22 protein-coding genes, 17 tRNA genes and 1 rRNA gene are annotated in these 21,370 nt (G+C 40.1%); 6 read left to right on the top strand and 34 right to left on the bottom strand.

Translation table 11 applies throughout. The features are described 5' to 3' along the window. Positions 1–15: 15 nt before the first annotated feature. The 12 genes from ES896_RS17935 to ES896_RS17880 form a co-directional block, all read right to left on the bottom strand. Positions 16–89: transfer RNA gene (locus tag ES896_RS17935), tRNA-Gly, on the bottom strand. A 127-nt stretch (positions 90–216) separates the two neighbouring features. Next, a complete protein-coding gene (locus tag ES896_RS17930) occupies positions 217–873 on the bottom strand; it encodes a hypothetical protein (RefSeq protein WP_135227125.1) in 657 nt (218 codons plus the stop codon). Between the two features lie 79 nt (positions 874–952). After that, positions 953–1,234: a hypothetical protein gene (locus tag ES896_RS17925; protein ID WP_008349089.1), complete on the bottom strand. Its 282-nt coding sequence runs from the start codon at positions 1,232–1,234 to the stop codon at positions 953–955. Further along, positions 1,231–2,136 carry a PqqD family protein gene (locus ES896_RS17920; protein WP_008349091.1) on the bottom strand — a complete coding sequence of 302 codons (906 nt, stop codon included), beginning with the start codon at positions 2,134–2,136 and terminating at the stop codon, positions 1,231–1,233. Before ES896_RS17920 ends, ES896_RS17925 begins: the two co-directional genes overlap by 4 nt. Next, a complete protein-coding gene (locus ES896_RS17915) occupies positions 2,120–3,586 on the bottom strand; it encodes a hypothetical protein (RefSeq protein ID WP_135227124.1) in 1,467 nt (488 codons plus the stop codon). The genes ES896_RS17920 and ES896_RS17915 overlap by 17 nt, the downstream gene beginning before the upstream one ends. Then, on the bottom strand, positions 3,564–4,310 hold the full coding sequence (locus ES896_RS17910; protein ID WP_008349096.1) for an ABC transporter ATP-binding protein: 747 nt from the start codon (positions 4,308–4,310) through the stop codon (positions 3,564–3,566). Before ES896_RS17910 ends, ES896_RS17915 begins: the two co-directional genes overlap by 23 nt. Before the next feature lie 115 nt (positions 4,311–4,425). Next, positions 4,426–4,638 carry a hypothetical protein gene (locus tag ES896_RS17905; RefSeq protein ID WP_003211695.1) on the bottom strand — a complete coding sequence of 71 codons (213 nt, stop codon included), beginning with the start codon at positions 4,636–4,638 and terminating at the stop codon, positions 4,426–4,428. Positions 4,639–5,179: 541 nt separating this feature from the next. Then, complete coding sequence (ssuD, locus tag ES896_RS17900; protein WP_017366897.1) at positions 5,180–6,322, bottom strand: FMNH2-dependent alkanesulfonate monooxygenase; 1,143 nt, start codon at positions 6,320–6,322, stop codon at positions 5,180–5,182. Positions 6,323–6,336: 14 nt separating this feature from the next. Continuing rightward, the gene (locus ES896_RS17895; protein ID WP_240688398.1) at positions 6,337–7,125 is read right to left on the bottom strand and encodes an ABC transporter permease; all 789 of its coding nucleotides are present in this window, start codon (positions 7,123–7,125) and stop codon (positions 6,337–6,339) included. Between the two features lie 44 nt (positions 7,126–7,169). Further along, positions 7,170–8,162 (bottom strand): aliphatic sulfonate ABC transporter substrate-binding protein, encoded by a 993-nt coding sequence (locus tag ES896_RS17890; RefSeq protein WP_135227122.1) that lies wholly within the window; start codon positions 8,160–8,162, stop codon positions 7,170–7,172. Between the two features lie 14 nt (positions 8,163–8,176). Next, positions 8,177–8,944, bottom strand: coding sequence for an ABC transporter ATP-binding protein (locus ES896_RS17885; RefSeq protein ID WP_135227121.1), 768 nt, complete (start codon positions 8,942–8,944; stop codon positions 8,177–8,179). 162 nt (positions 8,945–9,106) lie between these two features. After that, positions 9,107–9,262: an FbpB family small basic protein gene (locus ES896_RS17880; protein ID WP_019743964.1), complete on the bottom strand. Its 156-nt coding sequence runs from the start codon at positions 9,260–9,262 to the stop codon at positions 9,107–9,109. Between the two features lie 265 nt (positions 9,263–9,527). Between ES896_RS17880 and ES896_RS17875 the strand changes: the two genes are divergently transcribed. Beyond that, positions 9,528–10,820 carry a homocysteine synthase gene (locus tag ES896_RS17875; protein ID WP_019743963.1) on the top strand — a complete coding sequence of 431 codons (1,293 nt, stop codon included), beginning with the start codon at positions 9,528–9,530 and terminating at the stop codon, positions 10,818–10,820. Between the two features lie 42 nt (positions 10,821–10,862). Here the strand turns inward: ES896_RS17875 and lepB are convergent, their stop codons facing one another. Next, positions 10,863–11,429, bottom strand: coding sequence for a signal peptidase I (gene lepB / locus ES896_RS17870; RefSeq protein ID WP_019743962.1), 567 nt, complete (start codon positions 11,427–11,429; stop codon positions 10,863–10,865). Positions 11,430–11,585: 156 nt separating this feature from the next. Continuing rightward, a complete protein-coding gene (gene ltaS / locus ES896_RS17865) occupies positions 11,586–13,529 on the bottom strand; it encodes a lipoteichoic acid synthase (RefSeq protein ID WP_046527435.1) in 1,944 nt (647 codons plus the stop codon). 534 nt (positions 13,530–14,063) lie between these two features. Between ltaS and ES896_RS17860 the strand changes: the two genes are divergently transcribed. The 5 genes from ES896_RS17860 to ES896_RS17840 all read left to right on the top strand — a co-directional run bounded on the left by ES896_RS17860 (position 14,064) and on the right by ES896_RS17840 (position 16,859). Further along, the gene (locus ES896_RS17860; RefSeq protein WP_135227120.1) at positions 14,064–14,867 is read left to right on the top strand and encodes a DUF2262 domain-containing protein; all 804 of its coding nucleotides are present in this window, start codon (positions 14,064–14,066) and stop codon (positions 14,865–14,867) included. 18 nt (positions 14,868–14,885) lie between these two features. Next, the gene (locus ES896_RS17855; protein ID WP_135227119.1) at positions 14,886–15,575 is read left to right on the top strand and encodes a DUF1963 domain-containing protein; all 690 of its coding nucleotides are present in this window, start codon (positions 14,886–14,888) and stop codon (positions 15,573–15,575) included. A gap of 64 nt (positions 15,576–15,639) precedes the next feature. Next, positions 15,640–15,933 carry a hypothetical protein gene (locus ES896_RS17850; protein WP_024719925.1) on the top strand — a complete coding sequence of 98 codons (294 nt, stop codon included), beginning with the start codon at positions 15,640–15,642 and terminating at the stop codon, positions 15,931–15,933. A gap of 117 nt (positions 15,934–16,050) precedes the next feature. Continuing rightward, positions 16,051–16,242, top strand: coding sequence for a hypothetical protein (locus ES896_RS17845; protein ID WP_045035292.1), 192 nt, complete (start codon positions 16,051–16,053; stop codon positions 16,240–16,242). Positions 16,243–16,313: 71 nt separating this feature from the next. After that, complete coding sequence (locus ES896_RS17840; protein ID WP_056704288.1) at positions 16,314–16,859, top strand: histidine phosphatase family protein; 546 nt, start codon at positions 16,314–16,316, stop codon at positions 16,857–16,859. A gap of 42 nt (positions 16,860–16,901) precedes the next feature. Here the strand turns inward: ES896_RS17840 and ES896_RS17835 are convergent, their stop codons facing one another. The 20 genes from ES896_RS17835 to rrf all read right to left on the bottom strand — a co-directional run bounded on the left by ES896_RS17835 (position 16,902) and on the right by rrf (position 21,197). Beyond that, on the bottom strand, positions 16,902–17,606 hold the full coding sequence (locus tag ES896_RS17835; RefSeq protein WP_048003255.1) for a hypothetical protein: 705 nt from the start codon (positions 17,604–17,606) through the stop codon (positions 16,902–16,904). A 119-nt stretch (positions 17,607–17,725) separates the two neighbouring features. Beyond that, the gene (locus ES896_RS17830) at positions 17,726–18,520 is read right to left on the bottom strand and encodes a phosphotransferase (RefSeq protein ID WP_135227118.1); all 795 of its coding nucleotides are present in this window, start codon (positions 18,518–18,520) and stop codon (positions 17,726–17,728) included. A gap of 396 nt (positions 18,521–18,916) precedes the next feature. Next, positions 18,917–19,342 carry a hypothetical protein gene (locus tag ES896_RS17825; protein WP_135227117.1) on the bottom strand — a complete coding sequence of 142 codons (426 nt, stop codon included), beginning with the start codon at positions 19,340–19,342 and terminating at the stop codon, positions 18,917–18,919. Positions 19,343–19,596: 254 nt separating this feature from the next. Beyond that, a tRNA-Leu gene (locus ES896_RS17820) sits at positions 19,597–19,678 on the bottom strand. A gap of 38 nt (positions 19,679–19,716) precedes the next feature. Then, positions 19,717–19,805 (bottom strand) — tRNA-Leu (locus tag ES896_RS17815). Positions 19,806–19,819: 14 nt separating this feature from the next. Further along, positions 19,820–19,890: transfer RNA gene (locus ES896_RS17810), tRNA-Cys, on the bottom strand. A 5-nt stretch (positions 19,891–19,895) separates the two neighbouring features. After that, a tRNA-Gly gene (locus ES896_RS17805) sits at positions 19,896–19,970 on the bottom strand. A gap of 7 nt (positions 19,971–19,977) precedes the next feature. After that, positions 19,978–20,049, bottom strand: a tRNA-Gln gene (locus tag ES896_RS17800). A gap of 9 nt (positions 20,050–20,058) precedes the next feature. After that, positions 20,059–20,134 (bottom strand) — tRNA-His (locus ES896_RS17795). A gap of 24 nt (positions 20,135–20,158) precedes the next feature. Then, positions 20,159–20,232 (bottom strand) — tRNA-Trp (locus tag ES896_RS17790). Positions 20,233–20,245: 13 nt separating this feature from the next. Next, positions 20,246–20,330: transfer RNA gene (locus ES896_RS17785), tRNA-Tyr, on the bottom strand. A 15-nt stretch (positions 20,331–20,345) separates the two neighbouring features. Beyond that, positions 20,346–20,418: transfer RNA gene (locus tag ES896_RS17780), tRNA-Thr, on the bottom strand. Between the two features lie 6 nt (positions 20,419–20,424). Next, positions 20,425–20,500, bottom strand: a tRNA-Phe gene (locus ES896_RS17775). A gap of 19 nt (positions 20,501–20,519) precedes the next feature. Next, a tRNA-Asp gene (locus tag ES896_RS17770) sits at positions 20,520–20,596 on the bottom strand. Positions 20,597–20,610: 14 nt separating this feature from the next. Then, positions 20,611–20,687, bottom strand: a tRNA-Met gene (locus ES896_RS17765). Positions 20,688–20,702: 15 nt separating this feature from the next. Further along, a tRNA-Val gene (locus ES896_RS17760) sits at positions 20,703–20,778 on the bottom strand. 32 nt (positions 20,779–20,810) lie between these two features. After that, a tRNA-Glu gene (locus ES896_RS17755) sits at positions 20,811–20,885 on the bottom strand. 17 nt (positions 20,886–20,902) lie between these two features. Beyond that, positions 20,903–20,993: transfer RNA gene (locus ES896_RS17750), tRNA-Ser, on the bottom strand. A gap of 4 nt (positions 20,994–20,997) precedes the next feature. Continuing rightward, positions 20,998–21,072, bottom strand: a tRNA-Asn gene (locus ES896_RS17745). Between the two features lie 9 nt (positions 21,073–21,081). Further along, positions 21,082–21,197, bottom strand: a 5S ribosomal RNA gene (rrf, locus tag ES896_RS17740). Positions 21,198–21,370 lie beyond the last annotated feature (173 nt).

The raw sequence follows: 21,370 nt of genomic DNA, 5'->3' as shown, positions 1-21,370 counted from the left end.
AACAAAATTATGTATTGGAGCGGGTGATGAGAATCGAACTCACGACATCAGCTTGGAAGGCTGAGGTTTTACCACTAAACTACACCCGCATCAATCTTTTAAAGACATCGTCATTGCGTTGACTTTTATTATGTTACAACTTTCTTAACAATTCGTCAAGAGAATATGAAGATTTTTCGTCAAAAAATTTCATATTCTCCATATATATTACGATAGTTATTTATCGAGCTGGATATAAAATAAGTAGGCATGTGACTTATTCTTCAGCGCTTGCTTAGGATTTTTCTCAATCACTTCAATCATTGGTGAATTTCCGTCTTTCCCCATTGCCGCTGTATATGCAATTAGTGCCTTTCCTCCAGAAGAGACTTTGACAGTATCAGATTGTGCAGAAAAAACATAATCACTTACTTTGAATGGAAAGCTTGCTGTTGCTTTTGTCATTCCCTCATTCTTGTTATCTGACCACATACTAAATTGTGATTCATATGTATCTTTCTCATGCCTTAATTGTAAAAGTACATTCATCGTTTGGTCGGTACCATCCTGATGTAACGTAAAAGTCGAAGAAGATGCCTCTTTATTAACTAGCCGGCCATTTTTGTAGTGGCTCCCGATAAAAGTAATACTCTTATCATTCTTCGTTAATCCTTTAAGTGTAAGAGCTACTATTTCATTCGTCGTTGATGCCTCTAGTAAGTTTTTTTCTTTCTTTGTCAATTTCATTTTTTCAATAGTTACTTGGTTTTTAGAGTCAGACTCTGTTTCTATTTTAGAGACCGTTTTCTCTGTCGTTGTTGTTTCTGCAGCCTTCTCGCCGCATCCTGCTAATAGAAAAACAGTAAATAAAAGAATGCTCCATTTCTTAATCATTGATATCCCCTTTTATATATTTATTTTTTATTATACTAAAATTTGGTTTAATATACAAAAAAAGATTAGGAGAATTCTCCTAATCTTTCGCTTTTTTCTGTTTCATGGCTGATAGGAATGCCACAATGAGAAAACTGACAGCAAAAATGACAACCATATAAATAAAAAAGTTTGGTTTGATTTGGAACGTAAATGCAGACGAACCTTCCATTTCAAAAGCAAGACTGTTAAATAATAATTCATTATTTGTTTTTGATTGAAATAAGTGATAGAACAGAACACCAATGGTCAGCATCGGAAAACCTAAGAAACCTAGGAAACTACCAACAATTGCACCTTGTTTCATTGCCTGAACGTTCATGATCGTTGTCCTCCCATTCCACCAAGCAATAACTGCTTCATAATAGACTTACCATCCCCCATAAACGGAAGAAGGTAGAGCAATTGAATAAAATACGTGATTGAAAAAATGAAAAACCCTGTCGAAATTGGATTTTCTTTTAGAAATAAAACAGTCACAATGATTCCGGCTGCGCCAATGAGCCCCGGCAAAAGCGGACCAAGCAGTGTAATCCACACCTGTTTTTTCTGAAACGGATCTAAAACAGGCCTCACAAATTTCACAGACATCATATCGCTCGCAAAAAAGCCTTGAGGGCCATCCCGGCCGGCGAACTTCCGATGTGCATACCCATGCGCCGCCTCATGCAAGGCAGTTCCAGTAATTAATCCGAAATAAATAATCGTAAAATAAATCGCAATGGCTGCAATCGATGGATCAGGAATAAATAAAAAGGCGATTCCCGCCATGATCATAAAAAGCACCCAGAAAAAGATGATTTTGCGCGTCACCATCAGCAGAGCCGTACCCAATATGTGAAGAAATGAATGACCCGTGCAGTCAAACCGCTCTTTCATCTTTACTTGATACTGCTTAAAAAATTGACAGAAGGCTGTGACAGTCCGATATGGCGATTGATAATGAATCGACAGCAAGTGATGCTGATTCAGCCCCATCATCAATTGATAAAAATCGCGGGCAATCACAGACTCATCGACCTGAAACAAATCGGCGAGCTCTGCCGTAATACTCGCCTCTGTCCTTTGACCATCCACTTTCGTTAACATATGATATGCACTTTCGTTAATCGGAAGCGAACTTCCGTACTGCGTATCAGTCAAATGTCTTTTTTGTAAAGTCACATATGGCGCAAGTGCCGGCACCCGCTCAATCTTTAGCTTATTGTTAAGAAGTTGAATCATGTGAATACCTCCATGAAAAACCTTTATATATGGCAAAGATGAGCAGACATTCAAATCCTGCCACAAGCAGCCACTGAAGCATTTGACTCGATTCCCCTAGCACATAGTTTCCAATAAATACAATCGGAATCATGATTAAAATAAGCGCTCCAAACGAGAAAATGCCTGTGTATGGATTATTTCGATCAAGGGGCAATAAAATACCCACCACATAAAAGAGAGCCGTTGCATTACACAAGACAGCAGCGCCAATCAACACGATCCAGATCTGATCGGGGAGCGTCAGTGTTGTGATCATAAATAAAACAATTTGGATCACACCAACGAGCAAAAGCCCGAGAAACTTATAAAGAGCCACTTCCCTCGATCTTAGACCGAACGTTTTATACATCCCCAGCATTCGTTTATCATTGCCGAATGAATTAAAAGCTGTTAATCCAGCTAGCGCACATAGGACAAAAAAAGCTTCTCCTTCAAAGCGGAAGGCAAACTGATAACGAACAAATAAAATGACAATAAGGAGGATGAGAAAGTTTAAAATATTTTCTTCATTTCTCACTTGTGACTTTATTTCCTTTACAATGAGTGACCACTTTTTCGAAGAGGAAAATGGCAGTTTGTGCAGAAAGGTTAACGCTTTTTTCTCAGCCATAATTGGCATTAAAGCAAGAGAAATAAATGCGCCTCCCGCAGATAATAAGATGAAGAGGATCAAAATCGCATAATTCACCCCGTCAGGAGACATCCCTTGTGCCGCTAAGAAAAACGGTGCTGTAAAATACATCAAATGATAATCAAACTGTACATATGATTGCTGTATTTGATTGATGTCGAAATGCGTCATTCCATACGCTACAACTAGCGCTAATAAAACAAATATCGCTGCAAATTTTTGCAACGGTAATTTTAATTTTAGTACGAGTAAATAAGTCACGTTGTAAATGAGCTGAAGCAGTGTTAAGACAAAGAGCGATTGCAACAGCACCATCAAAAAGAATGTAAGAATAAAGAAAATACCAATCCCTTGTGCAATAAAATTAGGTAAAAGCAAGATCCCGATGAAAAATAAAACAAGCCCTGTCACGACTGTCACCATCGGAATGAAGTAACCAAGACTTTTTTGAAAGGTAGACAGCGGAAACCAGCTGAGCTGCATAGAAAAACGGTCTTGTTCAGGTGTTCTGACTTTGATCAGCACAAATAACAAGCTTGTAAAAATGGATGCATTGATTGCCATCGACACAACCAACAACCCAAGTGAACGTTCATCTCCATTTAAGAAAGCCTTCATAAAGACACCCGTAAAACTGTATCCGATGATGGCTCCCATTGTGACTGCAAACAAAAAGAATAAGACCACAATGATTCGCTTCGTTTGAGTATCAAAGAGCTTATACATCTCCTGCTGCCACATTTTAAGCATCATTTTAGAAATGATTAATGATTTCATCAAAATGTGCACCCCTATCACTTAACATTGAAGCTTTCAGAAACACCTGTTCCAATGTGCTTGATTGATACTTTTCTTTTAAGGCTGAAACCGTCCCTTCATCCATTTTATTTCCTTTAGAAATAATGGCGATCTTGTGGCACAGCTCTTCCGCTGAAAGCATATCATGCGTTGAAAGCAAGATTGCACCATGGTGCTCGGCATAACGTTTCATTAGTTTCTTTGTGTTTATAACCGCTTCAATATCAAGTCCTCTAAAGGGCTCATCCATGATCACTAATTGACTCTCAAGCATAAAGGCAGCAATCAGCTGTGTCTTTTTTTTCATTCCATGGGAATAGGTTTCAATCGGTCTTGATAAAGCTGATTCCATATCAAACAATTCAATTAGTTGATTTCTTCTTTGAATTGTTTTACATTCATACATAGAAGAAACAAAATCTAAATATTCAGCACCAGTCAATGCTTCAGGGAGCAGCAGATCATCTGGAACATAGGCGACTTGTTTTTTAAAGGATGGATCATCATTTGTGACATCCTTGATATGAATGGTTCCTTCTGTATGCTTAATGATGCCGAGTACACAGTTAATCATCGTTGTTTTACCGGATCCATTTGGTCCAGCCACAGCAACGATTTGATGAGGGGCAATTTTTAAATGAAAATCATTGACAGCAGTCACGTTATTTTTATACGTCTTGGTTAAATTCTCGATCGTAAACATATAACCTCCAAGTGTCTGCATATTCTTTAAAAACAGATCAGGCTAAACCGCCCGCCACAGACGGTTTAGCCCTGGTGTCTTATCTAAGAAGTAAAAAGATGAATCCTAAGTATAGCTACTTACATTCAATTTGGACTTTTAAGCCACTTTCCCACTGAACGGCTCCTGTAAAGCTACCCTTGCCGTTTGCTAAACACCAAACTGCTGCTCCTAGAACAACTGTTGCTCCCAATCCAAGAAGGACAGCAACAAATACTAAGAACCAAGCTTGGTCCATAATAGCAGGTTCCATAGTGGAATAGTCAACTTGCGGCGCTGCATAAGTCATACTTTTCACCTCCCAGCTTATGATGATCGTATCATAGGCGTCACACTCCAAACATCAACAGAAGATCCCATTTTTGACCGAACATATTTTCGTGTAAAATGTGACTTTTTATTCAATTATTCATGTTCAACTGTATAAATTCTCCCTTTTTTACTATTTTTAACTACAACATAAGAACCATCAAACCCATATATTGGCAATAAATCCATCTTTTTTCTGCCTTTTTTCAAATAGTTCATTTTCATCATCTCTTCTATTTAATCTTTCATTTTTTTGAGATAGAAAGAATTCCCCCGATATATCAGATATAAAAGTCCTAATTATATGTCGTTAACACATCAAATACGACATATTAACTGATAATTCCGACAAAAGAGTGAGCATATTTTCCTTCTTCTCTTGTCTCTTAAAATATGTATATACAAGAAAACCTGTTGGGAAAAAAGCCCTTGCCTTCTTCCACAGCACATATCATTTTACTTGCTTCTCTTTCTATAAAAAAAGCAAAGCAGCCCGACAAGTATGACTGCTTTGCTTTCATTTATGAGGAACTTGCAGCAGAGGCTGTATCAGGAAAGTAATTGTTCCCAATAATTTCACCAGCAGGAACGTGTGGTCCTGCATCACCATTTCTTTTAAATGGGAGAAGCGGGAAAACAAGTTCTGCTAAATAATAAGATTCTTCTAAGTGCGGATAACCAGAAAAGATAAATGTATCAATACCTAGAGATTGATATTCTATTATACGTTCTGCTACTGTATGCGGGTCCCCGACGAGCGCTGTCCCTGCCCCTCCTCTAACTAAGCCAATGCCTGCCCAAAGATTAGGGCTAATTTCAAGCTTCTCTTTATTCCCTTGATGTAATTCAACCATTCGTTTTTGCCCTACTGAGTCCATCCCTTGTAAAGTCTTTTGCGCCTCATCAATAGTCTCTTGATCTAAATGACGAATCAGATGTTCCGCTGCCTGCCAAGCTTCATCTTCCGTTTCTCTCACGACCACATGAAGTCGAATACCAAACCTCACCGTTCTTCCTTCCTTTTCAGCCTGCTTTTTCACTTGTGCGATTTTCTCTTTTACTTGTGCAGGCGGCTCGCCCCAAGTTAAATAAACATCTGTATGTTTTGCAGCTGCTTGAATGCCTGCTTCTGATGATCCTCCAAAAAAAACGGGTGGATGTGGTGTTTGAGCTGGTGGAAATAGCAGACGTCCATTTTGTGCTTGCAGATGCTTCCCTTGAAACTGAACATTCTCTCCTTTCAATAATCTCTTCCATATGGTCAAAAATTCTTCTGTTGCCTCATAGCGTTCATCATGAGAAATGAATAGCCCGTCTCCTTCAAGTTCTTCTTTACTTCCTCCCGCTACAACATTGATCAGCAGTCTCCCGCCTGAAAGCCGATCAAATGTGGAGGTCATTCTAGCAGCAACAGACGGCTGCATCAACCCTGGCCGAAGAGCCACAAGAAACTTTAAATGAGTTGTTTCTGCAGCTAAAGCGGCCGCTGTCAGCCATGGATCTTCACAAGATCTACCAGTAGGCAGCAAGACCCCTGTGTACCCAAGCTGATCGGCAGCTTGAGCAATTTGTTTAAAATACGGATAGTCTGCCTGTCTTGCCCCTTTCGATGATCCTAAATAACGCCCATCCCCATGCGTTGGAATAAACCATAGAATATTCATCATATCGCCTCCTATTATTTTCCACCTTGATAACTTGTGCGCCATTTGAGCAGTCGCTTTTCTAACAGCCGTACAAATGAATCAGTCATCTTACCAACTACCGCAAAGATGATAATCCCTACAAACACTTTATCCGTTTGCGAGAATTGTCTTGCATCCATAATCATGTAGCCAACTCCACTACTCGACCCCATCAATTCAGCCACCACTAAACCAAGCCAGGCAATGCCTAATGAAAGCCTCACGCCCAGAAGAATATGAGGAAGGGCAGCAGGTAAAATGAGCTTTGTGATATTTTGATACAGATTAAACTCTAAAGCGCGAGCCACATCGAACAGCTTGTTATCTACACTGCGAATTCCTAGAAAGGTATTGATATAGATCGGAAAAAAAGCCCCAAGTGCAATCAATAAAATTTTCGCTGATTCATCAAAACCAAACCAAAGAATAAATAAAGGAGTCACCGCTAAATGAGGAACTGTTCTCAGCATTTGCAAGGTCGGATCTACATACTGCTCGGTTTTCCTAGAAAAACCGACACACAGACCCATCACAAATCCTAAACCTCCCCCAAGTAAAAACCCGCATATTGCTCTGTAGAGACTGATGTAAAGATGGCCAAACAGCTCACCGGAACGAATCAACTCACGAAAAGATTCCGCAATGACAGTGGGTGAAGGTAGTACAGTAGAAGAAACGATTTGGGAAGCAGCAGCTCCCTGCCAAATCGCAATGAGTAAAGCAGGTAATACAAGTCCTTTTAACATGATGAAGGATGAAGCTTTTCTCCTTTTTTTCTTCATTCGCTCGGTTTTAGTCACAAGGGCTGGGTTAGATGCAGCTTTCATCAATTCTTCTCCTCTTTCAGCATTTTTTCAATAAACGAATTATCTACCACCTGATTGACATCAATCTTCCGCTGAATCGCCTTTGTTTGATATTGAAAATCAGCTGTATGCTGCTGAGCGTTTATGATCTTCTTAGAAATGGGCTCATTGAGCGGCTCTGTATTGTTTAATACTTGTGTCACCACCTTCTGATCTAATTGTTTCAAACGAGCATAAAGTGTAATGGCTTCCTGTTGATGATCTTTCTGCCATTTCACCGCTTTGTCATATACTTTTAAAAATTGCACCACTAGTTCAGGGTACTCATCGGCAAACTTGGTTCTGACAAGTGTGAATCCAGGTGAATATAAATCGGTCGCTTCTCCATTAACCAGTAGCTTTGCTCCCTTTTCTATCGTTTCAAGTGATAAGAACGGCTCCCAGATCGACCAAGCATCAACTGACCCATTTTCAAACGCAGATATTGCCTCATCCGGCTGAAGCTGAATGATCTGGACATCCTTTGCAGATAAACCTGCCTGATCTAATACTTTGTATAAAAAGTCAAAACCACTGCTTCCTTTGGCAACGGCGATTTTTTTCCCTTTTAAATCTTCTACTTTTTGAATCTCACTGTTCTTATTCACTAAAATCCCATTCGCCTTTAACCCATCCTGAGATAAACCAATTTCCTTAAAATCAATACCTGCTGCCTGACCAGCTATAACAGGTGAATTACCAACCTGTGAAAAATCTAATTGATTGGCGGCAAGCCCTTCGAATTGGGGAGGACCACTTTGGAACTCCACCCACTTGACTTTCACACCTTCTTTTTCAAATGATTGCTCAAACCACCCTTTTTCCTTTGCTAAAAGAAGTGGGCTTAGACTTTGCTGAATCCCAATCCGAATCTCTTTCGGCTTGTCTTCTGATCCATTCGCTGCTTGACGACCACACCCAGCTAATACAAGGAGGATACCCAGAAAGAGAACGATCCTTTTTTGCCTTTTCATTCGATTTGACCTCCTTAAATTCCTGAGCCATTCGTCAGTAACAGCTCATCTGTTTTCTCAAATTCTGAAAGCACCTTTTGTCTTAAGCTCTGAAAAGCTGTTGACGTTCTATTCCTCGGGAATGGTAAGTTCACGGGAAGGATTTTATGAATTCGGCCGGGTCTTGCTTGTAACAGCACAATTTCATTGGCTAAATAAATGGATTCGTCAATATCATGAGTGACAAGCACCATCGTTGTTCTATTCTCCTGCCAAATATCCAGCAGCACATCCTGTAAGTGTTTCCGTGTAAATGCATCTAGCGCACCAAAAGGTTCATCAAGCAATAAAATCTCCGGATCACGCAGGAGTGCTCTTGCAATAGCAACACGTTGTGACATCCCGCCTGAAAGCTCATGTGGATAGGCGTGTTCAAAACCTTTTAACCGAACAATGTCAATTAATTCGTCCACTTTGCGGCGAACAGCTGCTTGTTTTAAATTGAAATTGGCAGCGATATTTTCTTCGACCGTCAGCCATGGAAACAAGCGATGCTCTTGAAAGATAAAGCCCTGTTTCATTCCTGGTTCTACCACACGCCTTTCTCCTATCACGATCTGCCCATCATAATCTGTATCAAGGCCTCCAATCATCTTCAGCAATGTACTTTTCCCGCATCCGCTCGGACCAATCACCGTTACGAATTCACCAGGAACGATGGTGAGCCTTACGTTTTCAAGCACTTGAATGGTTTGTTTGTCTTTCCAAAAAGACTTATCCACAATATCAATGGAAATAGTCATTGCAAGTTCACTCCTCTTGTCATCAGATAGATACACAGAAAGGCCCTTATCCCAAAAGAGAGATAAGAGCCTTCGTGTTGTCCGATCAGCTATTCATATTGAGTTGTTAGCACCATCCTAAATCATATTATTCCTATAAATCAACTATATTTTATAAAATAGTTATTTCGACCTTGTATGCTTTTCATCAATACGATCGTAAATGGCTTCTATTCGTTCTTGATTGCTGTAAATCTCATATTTGTTTCGCTCAATCAAAATGTCTAATGTGATATCCAAATGTTTTCTGTATTTTTTTCGTTTTTTCTTTTTCTCCATCTTCAACTTCCCTCCTGATTAAAATAAAAAAAGGCCCTTCACTCATGCTTGAGTGAACGAGCCTTCGGTTGACCGATCAGCGATTCTTGTTGGTATTTTCAGTATGCTTATGTTAATACATACTATTCCGACATGTCAACTATATTTATTGTTTTTTCAGATTTATCTAAAAAATGATTGACCGGGCAATAAACAAGATTTATAGTCTTATTAAATATTTCTTATTAAAGTAGTTGGTTTTATCTAACAAAAGGAGGATACACACATGTCAGAAGAACTTCAATTTCGTTTAGAAACAAAAGCAATACACGCAGGTCAAGAACTGGATTCAGCCACCTATTCAAGAGCTGTACCTATTTACCAAACAAGCTCTTTCGGTTTTAGAGATAGTGAGCATGCGGCGAATTTATTCGGACTTCAGGAACCCGGTAATATTTATTCACGTATTATGAACCCGACAAATGATGTGTTTGAAAAACGGATCGCTGAGCTTGAAGGTGGAATTGGTGCACTTGCTGTCTCCTCAGGACAAGCAGCGACCACTTACTCCATTTTAAACATTGCAGGAGCTGGTGACGAAATCGTATCCTCCAGCAGTCTGTATGGCGGCACATATAATTTATTTGCGCATACCTTGAAAAAGCTTGGAATAACAGTAAAGTTTGTGGATTCCTCAAACCTTGAAGAACTTGAAGCAGCCATTACAGATAAAACAAAAGCAGTGTATGCAGAGAGCATCGGAAATCCAAAAGGCGACATTTTACATATTGAAGCCGTATCAGCCATTGCACACAAGCACCACATCCCTCTAATTGTGGATAACACACTTGCAAGCCCTTATTTGTTAAGACCGATTGAATTTGGCGCAGACATTGTCGTCCATTCAGCGACGAAATTCATCGGCGGCCACGGCACATCCATTGGCGGAGTCATCGTCGACAGCGGTAAGTTTCCTTGGGGTGATAGCGATAAGTTCAAAGGACTGACTGAACCAGACCCAAGCTATCATGGCCTGACGTATACGGAAGCAATTGGCGAAGCGGCTTATATCACAAAAGCACGTGTACAGCTCTTACGTGATCTAGGGGCGGCTTTATCACCATTCAACTCATTTTTACTCTTGCAAGGCTTAGAAACATTGCATCTTCGCCTTGAACGCCACAGTGAAAATGCATTGAAGACAGCACAATTTTTACAAGATCATCCTCTTGTAGAATGGGTCAGCTATCCAGGTCTTGAAGGCCATGAATCCTTTGAGCTGGCTCAAACTTATTTACCAAAAGGACAAGGTGCCATCCTCACATTCGGCATTAAAGGTGGCAAAGACGCAGGAAAAAAACTCATTGATTCGGTTCAGCTTTTCTCACATCTTGCAAACGTAGGCGACTCTAAGTCACTCATCATCCATCCTGCCAGCACAACGCATCAGCAATTAAGTGAAGCAGAGCAAAAAGCCACAGGGGTGACACCAGAACTTATTCGTTTATCTGTTGGAACAGAAGCGATTGAAGATATTCTGGCAGATCTAGAACAGGCGATTTCAAAAAGCCAGTCTTAACCAAACAAAAAAAGCACACGCCTGTGTGCTTTTTCTTATTGACTAGTGATTGATTAATCGAATATCTTGGAAGGGATAAAACACGAATGATGTTGTCCCTTGAATATCACTCTTTGTAAAAAGACCTAAACCGTTGCGACTGTCCATTGAGTTTTGGCGGTTGTCACCCATGACAAAGTACTTTCCTTTAGGGACTGTAAGAGGACCAAAATCAGGTGTCAGCAAGGTGCCATCTGCGGCAGCTTTCTTTTTGTTTGATGCTAAATAAGGCTCTGCCACTTTTTGACCGTTTACATATAGCTGATCATTTTTCATTTCGATTTTATCACCAGGTAAACCAATCAATCGTTTCACATAGTGAGTACTGCGCTCTTCCCCATCAAGAACAATGATTTGTCCGCGTTTATAATCGCCGAAGTAATCGACTGTTTTATTCACAAACACCCGCTCTGTATCATGCAGTGTCGGTTCCATAGAAGTCCCCTTTACAATATACGGTGCGAATAAAAAGTTACGAATGATAAAAACAGCAATAAATGCGATTAAGATGGCTTTAATCCAGCCCCATAATTCTGATTTCTTTTTTTGTGTTTTTGTATTTGTTGTCATAAGCTCCTCCTGAAATCCCCTAGGACAAAATGAGTTATCGCCAGCTGATCGCTGACGCCACGCTTGTTTCTCCCTAAATATAAACATATTTTGCCAACAAATCAAGCTGTAAGAGAGAAAAAGGCAAGCACCTTTCTGTGCTTGCCCAAAACTCAGTTAGTTAGCAGAAGAATCCGCTTCTGTCTCTTTGTTTGTTTTACCATAGAAATAATCAGATGGATTCACTGGTTTAAAATCAGATAGCTTATGGAATCGAAGAAGATCTCTGTACAGTACTTTATCTGACAAGCTTAACTGATTATCAACACGGGCTTTAATCGCTTCTGTCTTTTTGTTTTGTTTCACCACTTTACCCGTTTTTGTATCGTAGACCGTATTATCTACAAGGGTATATTTTGGTGTCACATAATTTCCGTTACGGAATGCAACAGTTTGATCATGCTTCTTAGAGAATAAATCTGTTCCAAAATTCACGTACTCATTTGAATCAATACCTTGTAAGTGAAGAAGCGTTGGCATCACGTCTACTTCACCGCCATACGTATGATTCACGCCGCCTTGTTTCCCAGGGATACGAATCATGAGCGGTACACGCTGATTTTGTGCATTTTGATATGGCGTAATTTCTTTCCCTTGAATCTCACTCATTGCACGGTTATGGTTCTCAGAAATACCGTTATGATCACCATATAATAGAATCACTGAGTCTTTATACAGACCCGATTTTTTCAAGTCCTTAAAGAATTGTTCTAATGACTCATCCAAGTATCTCGCTGTTTGGAAATAATTATCCACTGTTTTATCGCCAGTTGTTGCCTTAGCGATTGTCGCATCTTTCTCATCTAAATTAAATGGATAATGGTTGGTCAATGTCATTAAGTGTGCATAAAATGGCTTTTTCATTGATTCTAACATTGGGATTGATTCTTTAAAGAATGGCTTATCCTTCAGACCCATGTTTACAAGGTTTTCTTCATCCATGTTGTAATAAGATGCATCGAAGAATTGATCAATTCCCATATGTTTATAAATCGTATCACGGTTCCAGAAAGATTTATAATCCCCGTGAAGCACTGCACTCGTATAGCCTGCTTTTTGATCTAAGATGGCAGGAAGTGATTGGAAAGTATTTTCACCTTTTGTCACAAACGCTGCACCCTCTGGTAAGCCAAACATACTATTATCCATCATGAGCTCAGCATCAGAAGTCTTCCCTTGACCAGTCTGGTGGAAGAAGTTATCAAAATACGTAAAATCTTCTTTTCCATGAGCTAGTTTGTTTAAAAATGGCGTCACTTCTTCTCCATTTAACTTGTAGTCAATTAAAAATGACTGGAAGCTTTCTAAATGGATTTTGATGATGTTTTTCCCTTTAGCTTGACCGAAGTATTCTGCATTTGGTTTCGCATAGTGAGAAGTCGTATAGTTCACGACATCCGTTAAATCATCACTGCTCGCATTTGCTACCTGCGTTGCATTTTGTGCGGTTTGCACGCCGTCATAAATCGCATAGTTATAAACACCTAAATATTTCACAATGTACTTATGATCAAATGTTCTCGTCAATAATTCTGGACGATCTTTTTCAGCTAAGTGTAGGTTAACGAAGAACAGTCCAACACCTGTAGCCACAATCAGCAGTGCGAAAGTTTTTTTCATTTGGAACTTCTTCACTTCTGGTCTCCAAATGACAATGGCAATTAAAATGATGATATCTAGGAAGTACAAAAGGTCATGCGGCTTAATACTTGCTAACACACCGCCAGTCATACCTCCCCCAAGATTACCGGCTTGTTTCATTGTCGGGAATGTTAAAAAATCATCAAAGAAACGATAGTACGCTACATTCGCATATAAAAGTGCGGTCATAATAAAGTCAATGACAATTAAAACAATGGCCGATTTACGCCCCTTCAAAAAGAGAGCAAGTCCTAAAAACACGATGGCTGAACTGAATGGATTTAATAAGAGAAGACCCTCTTGAAAAGATCCCTTCACTCCTAAATTAAAGTCCATTTTGTAGGCTGTGTACGATTTTGCCCAAAATAAAAGGACAGCCAAAACAAAAAAGCTATATTTGTTCGCAAATATTTTTTTCATAAAACCTCTTCTTTCTTATTTTCGATCTGATATAAATGAAATCATAAAAAATTTACATTGATTTTGCAAATGTAAATCTTCTGCACCAAGCATTCCGATGCTCTTTTCTCCGCAGGTTACATGTGCTCCTTTAATATAACGAATAAGAAGCATCATAAGTTTCAAAAAAAATACGAGTAAATAAAAGGAAAAATATCCATTTACATTAAATTTACTGCCGCTTCATGTTTGAGAGAATGATGAAGGTTTTGTAAATCACTCAGTACTACTTTACTTTTTTCATCTAATCGTGTCAAAGTAATTATAAAGAAAAGGAAGAATCACCTAGGCTTTTCGACTCACTTAGCCAAATTTATACAAAATCCGAACCGATTTGCTTTTTTATTGTGACTCAACCTCCAGCAATCCATGTATCCTCTCTGTTGCCACAAACCTAAAAAACAGTTTTAAACAAAAAAAGCTTGATTTCCTCTGCCAATGTACGGTGTGATAAAGGTATAGCTCCATCAAATAAATCAAGCTGGGGGACATCCTATGAAATCAAACAAACAAATCAACATATTTGAACAAAGATTCTCAGAAGAAGTGATAGACATCATGGCTGTTACAGGACCTTCTGGAGTCGGCGCAGGAAAAGCAGGAAAAGAAACTCTTTGGACTGCTTCAATCCCACTCATTGCATGGAAGGAAAAAGACCGCATCATAACCGAAAAAGTGAGACTGTGCTGGTTAACAGATGAAAAGGGATTACGAGAAAAACAAGCGCAATTACATAAAGAATCTATCGTCACACTTCAAGTACGTAAAGGTGAAGGTGAATTTATGCTCGTTTCACTTGTTGATACAGATACTGAAGATAAGGAACTTCAAGAAATATTAGAAGAAGCTCAACAACCTATTTTTTACCACGATGACAAGCTGGGTACCTTTGAATTAGTGAAAGGACTAGACTTATTTGAAACAACCATCCAGTGGAGCAATGAGGAGTGCCTTCTTTACTTCAATCTTGAAGAAGAGGAAGAAATGAATGACTCTCTGAAAACGGCTAGACAACTCGTAGAAGAGCAGACAACATGGGATGCCTCCATGAAGTCATATGCAGCAAATCAGCTGATTGAACTAGCAAAAGATTGGCAGGAACAAGACGACTCCGCTGAACATTCAGAAGAGATCACACCGGATCAATTTATCAGCCGCATCTCTCTTGAAAGCCTCCATGCTTATCCAAATGGAGAATTCGAAGCCTACTATCATGACGGAGATTTATTTTGGGGACATGTCATCATTGTCTCTGGCAATATGAATGGAACGTTTCAAGATGCACACATTGCTGGCTAAAGAATGGGGGATGGATAAATGAAGATCAAAGCTTTTGACGAATTAAATCAACTAGGAAAAACACCTATTGTAGCCAAAATAGGCGAGTTTCGCCCTGATCCTTCTAAGTACAGCTGGTTTGCTGGTCATTTTTTCATCCAACGTGATAAAGGGTGGCCGGCAGATCAAGATGGAGCTATGATTCCCATTTTACAAATGTATTTACCCGAAGTACCAGGGGGAATGAACGGCTTTGATGAATGTAAGATGATTCAAATTTTCATCAACAAGAAAAACCTTCCGATCGATATCGCCAAAAACGGTGAGGGCTGGAAACTCATTGAATATTCATCAATGGAAGGATTAGAAATCGCTGAGACCCCTGAAGACGTGAAAGGAATGAAACCTTTCCAGATAGAGTGGCTCGAAGGGGAACAACCGGATTATCCATGCTGGGAGGAAGCTTGGTCATACGTTGACTTATCAGAGGTTAATGAAAGTGAAGAAGCGACAGATCATTTCTTCGAGTATTACTCAAACTACTCGTTCACAAAAATCGGTGGATACGGAGCTTACATCCAATCTCCTCCCCACCAGATGTCAGGAGAATTCATGCTGCAAATCGCCTCAGAAGAAAAACCTCGGTTCATGATTGGTGATAACGGCACGATGTATTTCTATTATGACAAAAACAATAAAGAATGGTTCATGCACTGGGATTGTTTTTAAAACCAACTGTATGGAACCATTCCCCTTTCTAATCGTAATAAACGATATGAAGGGGGCCGGTAATATGGGATTCATTTTAGACATCTTCAATCTTGCTCTGTATATCCCTTTTTTACAGGTAGATGAAGATGATATATCACGAAATGCAGCTCAGCTAAAAAAATACAGCTGGTTTCAAGCGTTATTAAGTGATCAAACGAGCAGAGAGCTGATCATTTATGATCAAGGAGTCCGCCGTGTAATTGGTCAATTTAAGACGAGTAAACTCCATAAGAAGCCATACAACATCAGATGCGAACGAAAGGTACAACAAGCCATACACCGTGCCATGTCAAAACACGGAAAGATCCGCACTTAGCTGTGGCTCTTTCCGTACAAATGTAGTAAATCCTTTTGAAGAAAACAATTGACGCTCGGACAACTCTCCCCGTATATTATGTATAAATCCATCTTTTTTTAGAAAAGGGGGCCTCACATGCGCTTGTTTAAGAACTGGAGAAAAAAGCAGCACAAACAGCCGATTACTTCAGATACGCAAGAAGACAGCATCCCAATTAATTTTTCTGCCCTTCCCTTTGGCACAGACACCGTAGATGATTTTTTGTTCAACTTAGACCTAACCTCCAAACTGATAGATCCATACAAAGAAGCAGACACGAACAAATAGAACCTCAACTTTCGTGAACCCTCATCCAATATTGGATGATTTTTTTATACTTAGAGGAAGGTGTCCCCCCTATGAAGACATATTATTTCGTCAGACACTGTCAAGCAGATGGACAATCCGAGGATGCGTCTTTAACGCCTCAAGGCATCACACAATCGCATGAACTCGCACAGTTTTTTTCCGACATTCAGCTCAACCAGATCATCTCAAGTCCTTATAAACGAGCGATTCAAACCGCTGAGCCCCTTGCTCATGCCAAACAGATAAAGGTACAAATGGATAAGCGTCTCTCTGAACGTAGGTTAAGCAGTCAACCAATGGAAGATTGGTATGAAAAACTAAAGCTCAGTTTTTCGGACTTGCATATGACCTGTGAAGGCGGAGAGTCGAGCCAAGAAGCGATGAATCGTATTGTAGAGGCACTCTATGAACAAATAAACTTAGGAAGAGATCATACTTTATTCGCCACTCATGGCAATATTATGAGCCTGCTTCTAAAACACGCCGATCCTGCAATTGGATTCAAGGAGTGGGAACAACTAAGCAATCCTGATGTCTACATCCTGAAATATTTTAAAGCAGACCATGTAGAAATAGAAAGAATATGGCATAAATAAAAAAGGCAGGGTTGACCCCAGCCTTTTTCTTATGAAAAACAACTATTGATTATAGTAAAATGTCTGTACCCACTCATAGGGCTTCTTACGATCCGCACACCATTTCACAAAGCCTCTTGTCTCCGTCTGCTGAAATTCCTTCCAGTCCGATAAAAGTTGGTTATAGTAGACTGCTAGTTTTTCAACATTGGTTTGAACCTTTTTATCTTCGATCAGTTTCATGACATCTTGAATCCCTTGAATTCGCTCATGATCTTTCTCATAGGTACTTAAATAAAGATCTTCATGTATATGATGAAACGAATACCACAAAGCCGAGAAATAGGTTTCGCAAATTTGAACAATCACTCGCTGCTCTTTGCTGCCTCCCATCTCTAGTGCCTTCAATAAATAGGGCAGCCCTTCCCCCTGATGCACAAACAAGCCTTGCCAGCGATACGGTCTCACATCCATTGGATCAATATTTTCCCACTCTCGAATAACAGGATGGATCACCCCATGTACCAATGGATACACAAGCAAATGATGACCATCCTCAAAACGTTCAATGTAATCAAACAGCCAAACAACAAATGAACGCCGTGCTGTAAATTCGTTCTTATTCATCTCTTCAACAAAAGACTGAAGAACCTTTAACGCATCTTTACGCAGCCCCTGTTCTTTCCTTACACAGTACTGTCTAAAAAGCGGATAATCATGTGATCGCTCATCTTCAATCATAGTCTGTAATATCGTCTTCATTTGCAAAATAACAACTCCGCCTCTTTACATTCATTTTATTGAACTATTATAACCAATTGTAACATCCACATGAAACTAGTAAAAAAATGAGTTGTCCTTTTTCTTTTATAAAACCCTTGGCATCCTCAAATCCATTCTTTTCTGTGTTCATGAATGAATTGTATGTCTTTTTGATAATGTTCAAGGTGCCCGTCATGAATCATTTTTTGAAAGGCTCTATCCCCTTCATTCGCTTTTCGCTTCATGTATTGACATAGACCTTCTAAACGCAGCAACACCATGTCCACATAATCTTCTGGTATTTCCTCACCATAAGCTTCAAAAAACAGTTTGACTCTATACTTTATATGGGCTGCATGCTCTAACGAATGATAATTTACGACCTCCCCTGTTACAGTACGAAAAAACCTACTGAGAGGGACACAAGTATAGAGAGTATATGCAATATCCCAAAGCCTTGGACCAGGGGCGGCTACATCAAAATCAATGATTCCCACTGGCTTTTTATTTTTGAAAATAATATTGTACATCGCAAAATCATTATGGCACACAACCTCTATGTTGTTAGGCGTATTGTCCATTCGTTCCCAATCGTCTGAAATGGGAAAATCACAAACAGCATCATGATACAGTCTAAGCATTTTCGCTATTTCTTTTAAAGCATTGTGAGAGCACATGTATTCTTTTAAGGGATCATGACCGGCCACCCCTTCAATGAAGGACAAGATCTCTCTACCTTTTTCATCAACCCCTAAAAATGTTGGAGCATAGGAGAAATTCTTTTTTTCTAAATGCTTTAGCAGCTTTTGTATATTCATATTGTCTGACTTTCCCTCTCTGCGAACCGTATCTCCCGAACGATATACGTTGGAGACATTTCCACCTGTCAATAACTCTTCATGATCATTTTGTTTTTTCATAAATTCTCCCCCAAACTTGGGTCACAATGATGATGCCAGCTAAAGATGTGCATGTACCCACAAAGGTAATTCACTGTTTTATGTGAATGCGCCAATCCATTCTGTTTCCTTATATGGTTAAATGTATCGTACCAAATGTTGCAAATCATCTAAAGTTTATTCTGTTAAAATTAGTACATGCTCATTCTATTCTAATAGGATTCTATTTTCATCTAAATAACTCATTTAAACCACAAAAAAACGTTTCACCACGAGGGTGAAACGTTAGGTTCACGGTAAAAAACAAAATTATAATAGATACCGGTGGCCGGAGTCGAACCGACACTCCGTGATAAATGAGTCCAAAAAGGCAAGGTATACTCTCTGAAAGTAAAGCAGCCGTTAATGAAATAAGAATTAAAGTTCTTCTTGATATATTGCTGATTTTATCGGCTTTAAAGTCAAAGGAATTTTAAACTCATGAATACTTTCAATATGATGAAAAAAATGATCTATATCGTCATAATCCATTGACCATTCTTCTACTACCTTTAACTTTTTTAACTCGCTTGTTGGTTTAAATAAAAATTCACAGTGCAGTTGTTCCATGTGAGAATAATCATCTTCTTCATAAATTGTAAACTGACGTACAAAATCAAGATGAAATAGTTCCTCTCCTGTAAAATCATAGACACCACACTGAAATAAAATTTCTTTATCTTCTTCGCCCTCAATGGTCTCCTTTGAAAAAGCCTTAAATGTTTCCCAAACCTTATTTATCTCATCGGTATCTTCACCGATGCTATCTTTAAGATAACTTTCAGCATTTTTAACCGTAATCATTACAACACCTCCTATGTACAATTGATCCAATCCATCTTCAATTGTCCTGCCCCTTTAGTTTAATCATAAGGTAACCATCAATAAAGTAAAAGTTAATCTCCTTTGAACACAATTTGAAGTAATTTTTTCGTGTGAAAAATCAGGTAAACAACAAATAAAAAAAGCCCTCCTACAATTTGTAGAAAGACGTTTTAAACGTTAATATTCCTTAATTCTTCTGTAATTGACGATAATAAAGAATATCTTAAACTAGATACCGGTGGCCGGGGTCGAACCGGCACTCCGTGAGGAACACGATTTTGAGTCGTGCGCGTCTGCCAATTCCGCCACACCGGCATGATCATTAAAGAGCGCAACTTATAATAAATAAAAAATGGTGCCGAGGGCCGGACTTGAACCGGCACGGTAGTCACCTACCGCAGGATTTTAAGTCCTGTGTGTCTGCCAATTCCACCACCCCGGCAGTCTTTTCAAAAAAGGCGACACCCGGATTTGAACCGGGGATAAAGGTTTTGCAGACCTCTGCCTTACCACTTGGCTATGCCGCCATAATTGGAGCGGAAGACGGGATTCGAACCCGCGACCCCCACCTTGGCAAGGTGGTGTTCTACCACTGAACTACTTCCGCATATCAACTGGGCTAGCTGGATTCGAACCAACGCATGACGGAGTCAAAGTCCGTTGCCTTACCGCTTGGCTATAGCCCAATAATAAAATGGGGCGATTGATGGGAATCGAACCCACGAGTGCCAGAGCCACAATCTGGTGCGTTAACCACTTCGCCACAACCGCCATAGATGTTATGAATCATATAATTGGCAGGGGCAGTAGGAATCGAACCCACACCGGAGGTTTTGGAGACCTCTGTTCTACCGTTAAACTATGCCCCTATGAAAATAAAAATGGTGGAGGGGGGCGGATTCGAACCGCCGAACCCGGAGGGAGCGGATTTACAGTCCGCCGCGTTTAGCCACTTCGCTACCCCTCCACATTTGAAAAACAGTGCCGGCAAGAGGACTTGAACCCCCAACCTACTGATTACAAGTCAGTTGCTCTACCAATTGAGCTACACCGGCAAATAGTGGTGGCTCGGGACGGAATCGAACCGCCGACACACGGATTTTCAGTCCGTTGCTCTACCAACTGAGCTACCGAGCCAAGTATTCTTTTTGAAAAATGGCGGTCCGGACGGGACTCGAACCCGCGACCTCCTGCGTGACAGGCAGGCATTCTAACCAACTGAACTACCGGACCAATAAAGAGAAATTTGGTTGCGGGGGCAGGATTTGAACCTGCGACCTTCGGGTTATGAGCCCGACGAGCTACCGAACTGCTCCACCCCGCGACGATATAAAAGATATGGTGGAGGATGACGGGCTCGAACCGCCGACCCTCTGCTTGTAAGGCAGATGCTCTCCCAGCTGAGCTAATCCTCCGAATAAAATGCTGGTATGTATTTCTATAAAAATGGTGACCCGTACGGGATTCGAACCCGTGTTACCGCCGTGAAAGGGCGGTGTCTTAACCGCTTGACCAACGGGCCCTTTATTATGTAAATTGTGGCGGAGAGCAAGGGATTCGAACCCTTGAGACGGGGTTACCGCCTACACGATTTCCAATCGTGCTCCTTCGGCCACTCGGACAGCTCTCCAAATTGGCTCCGCAGGTAGGATTCGAACCTACGACCGATCGGTTAACAGCCGATAGCTCTACCACTGAGCTACTGCGGAATGAAGAAAGCCTGGCGATGTCCTACTCTCACAGGGGGAAACCCCCAACTACCATCGGCGCTGAAGAGCTTAACTTCCGTGTTCGGTATGGGAACGGGTGTGACCTCTTCGCCATCATCACCAGACAATTTAGTGACAAAAGATATTATACTATGTATTACAAATAAATCAAGAGATATTTCAAAAAATGTTCTCTCAAAACTAGATAACAATGTTCATGCTTCACATTAGAATATAGGTTAAGTCCTCGATCTATTAGTATCTGTCAGCTCCACGTGTCACCACGCTTCCACCTCAG

This window comes from Bacillus sp. 005/A4HT-01/001 (assembly GCF_004634445.1).
In the GTDB taxonomy this organism is placed as follows: Bacteria; Bacillota; Bacilli; order Bacillales; family Bacillaceae; genus Bacillus; species Bacillus altitudinis.
This window is presented reverse-complemented; position numbering and strand designations above follow the sequence as displayed.